The 2,490-nt window shown below is 71.8% G+C and carries 4 protein-coding genes; 2 read left to right on the plus strand and 2 right to left on the minus strand.

Going from position 1 to position 2,490, the window contains the following annotated elements; translation table 11 throughout:
• Both AC1D12_RS30855 and AC1D12_RS30860 read left to right on the plus strand, forming a co-directional pair.
• Nucleotides 1-466: sensor histidine kinase (locus AC1D12_RS30855; RefSeq protein WP_477845023.1), on the plus strand; the 466-nt coding region annotated here is incomplete at its 5' end.
• The gene (locus tag AC1D12_RS30860; protein WP_477845024.1) at nt 463-1,848 is read left to right on the plus strand and encodes a sigma-54-dependent transcriptional regulator; all 1,386 of its coding nucleotides are present in this window, start codon (nt 463-465) and stop codon (nt 1,846-1,848) included. The genes AC1D12_RS30855 and AC1D12_RS30860, both read left to right, overlap by 4 nt.
• On the opposite strand, the gene AC1D12_RS30865 is transcribed toward AC1D12_RS30860, so the two are convergent.
• Both AC1D12_RS30865 and AC1D12_RS30870 read right to left on the minus strand, forming a co-directional pair.
• A complete protein-coding gene (locus AC1D12_RS30865) occupies nt 1,817-2,227 on the minus strand; it encodes a hypothetical protein (protein WP_477845025.1) in 411 nt (136 codons plus the stop codon). The genes AC1D12_RS30860 and AC1D12_RS30865 overlap by 32 nt on opposite strands.
• Before the next feature lie 8 nt (nt 2,228-2,235).
• Nucleotides 2,236-2,490 (minus strand): T6SS effector amidase Tae4 family protein (locus tag AC1D12_RS30870; RefSeq protein WP_477845026.1); only part of this gene is annotated, 255 nt, incomplete at its 5' end.

The following is a 2,490-nucleotide window of genomic DNA, read 5'->3' on the forward strand; positions in this document are numbered from 1 at the left end:
GCTCGACTACGCGAAGCCCTGGAAGCTCGTGACCGCGCCGATCGACCTGGCCGCGCACGTGCGCACCGCGGCGCGCCGCCTGCCGGCGCTGAGCCTCGGCCCGGGGCTGGACCGCGAGCTGATCGTCGAGGCCGATGCGCGGCGCATCGACCAGGCACTGACCAACCTGGTCGAGAACGCGCGCACCGCGGCCGCGGATGCGCAGCACGACGGCGCCGGCGTGCACATCGATGCTGAGACCACGGCCGATGCGCTGCTGCTGCACGTCTGCGACAACGGGCCGGGCGTGCCGGCCGAGGTGCGCGAGCGGCTGTTCGAGCCGTTCGCGTCGCGCAGCCCGGGCGGCACCGGGCTCGGCCTCGCGATCGTCGCGCGCGTGATGAACGCGCACGGCGGCAGCGTCGCGCTGACCGAGCGGGCGCCGTGGCGGACCTGTTTCACACTGAGATTTCCGAGGGCGACATGAGCGATACCGATGACACCGCGCCCGAGGCGGGGCGCGTGCTGCTGGTTGACGACGAGGCCGCGTTCCAGCGTCTCGGCGGCACCTTCCTGCGCGGGCTGGGCCACGAGGTCACGCTCGCAGGCGACGGCGAGCAGGCGCTCGAGGCCTTCGCGCGGCAGCGGCCCGAGCTGGTGCTGCTGGATCTCGCGATGCCGCCGCACATGGACCCCGAGATCGGCCTGGAGCTGATCCCGCGCTTCGCCGGCGTGCCGGTCATCGTGCTGACGGGCCACGGCGAGCACGAGCTCGCGCTGCGCGCCACCGAGCTGGGGGCGTGGGACTTCCTCACCAAGCCGATCGATCCCGACATGCTGCGCTTCGTCGTTGCGCGGGCGCTGCGCAAGGCACGGCTCGATGCCGAGATCGCCACGCTGCGCAGCACGCAGGCGACCGACGACCTCGGCATGGTGGGCCAGGCGCCGGCCACCGCGCAATTGCGGGCGATGGTGCGGCGCGTCGCGCAGACCGGCGTCAGCGTGCTGGTGCTGGGGCCCACCGGCACCGGCAAGGAGCTGGTGGCGCGGGCGCTGCATGCCTGCAGTGCGCGGGCGAGCGGGCCGTTCGTCGCGATCCATTGCGGTGCCTTGTCGGCCGAGCTGCTGGAGAGCGAGCTGTTCGGCCACATGAAGGGCAGCTTCACCGGCGCGTACCGCGACCAGCCGGGGCTGGTGGAGGCGGCGCACGGCGGCACGCTGTTCCTCGACGAGGTTGGYGAGATGCCGCCGCCGATGCAGGTGAAGCTGCTGCGCTTCCTGCAGGAGGGCAGCTTCGTGCCGGTGGGCGGGCGGGTGCAGAAGAAGGCCGAGGCGCGCGTCGTGGCGGCCACGCACCGCGAGCTGGAGGCGATGGTGCGCGACGGCGCGTTCCGCGAGGACCTGTTCTACCGGTTGAAGGGCGTGGTGCTGCGCACGCCGTCGCTGGCCGAACGGCCGGCCGACGTGCCGGTGCTTGCGACGCGCTTCCTGCACCGCGTGGCGCCGCGCGCCGGGCTGTCGGCCGGGGCGCTGGCCTGGCTCACCGCGCGCGAGTGGCCGGGCAACGTGCGCGAGCTGAAGGCGGTGGTCGAATCGGCCGGCGCCTTGCTGCTGCCGGACCAGCGCGAGGTCGATGCCGACCTGCTGCGGCTGGCCAGTGGCGACCCGGCCGAGGTGGCGAGCGCCTCGCACATTCCGCCGGGTGGCGATGCGGCCGGCCCGCTGGACGCCGCGCTGACGGAGCTGGAACTGCGCCTGGTGCGCGACGCGATGACGGCGGTGGGCGGCAACCAGTCGGAGGCGGCGCGGCGGCTCGGGATCTCGCGCGTGGGGTTGATCAAGAAGCTGACGCGGCTCGGCTTGCGCTGAGCCACGCGCCGAGGGCGGTGGCGACGGCCCATGCCACGAAGAAGCCTAGCGTGGCATGCGTGGCAGTGCCGCTCTCGGTCAAGGTGTCGAGCACGGGCTGTAGCAGCCGGACGCATGCGAAGACGAGCAGCGTGCCGATGACGGCGCCTGCCCACGCTGCGAGCCAGCGCCGCGGACTGCCGTGCGATCGGTTGCCGATCCACGCGCCGATCAGGAAGAAGACCGGGCAGACCGCGAAGAAGAACCAGCCGGCGCGAACGGCGAAGTCCTCCTCGCCGGCTGGGGCGGGGAATTGCGGAGCGAGCTGCGTGGCGTCGGACAGCCTGACGGCCAGCAGACAGAGTGCGAGGCCTGCCAGTCCGGAGGCGAAGGAGACCAACATTCTCTTCATGCGATCGCCCAGAACAAGGTTCTCGATGCCAGTCGGTAGTCTGACCAGTAGCCATCCCACGACACCCCGAAGTGAACGCGCAGCCAGCTGGAATATTCGGTCATGCGGGAGCCGTTCCAAAGATCGATGTGGTCGCCGGTCCGGGTCGTACCGGATTCTCCGGGGCGCCGCCAGTAGTTGGCCAGGAAGATGATGCCGCTGCGACCGGAGATCTTCTCGAACACCTCGCCCCCGGTGGAGGATTCGTAGAC

It is taken from the genome of Rhizobacter sp. P1_G5 (genome assembly GCF_056405435.1).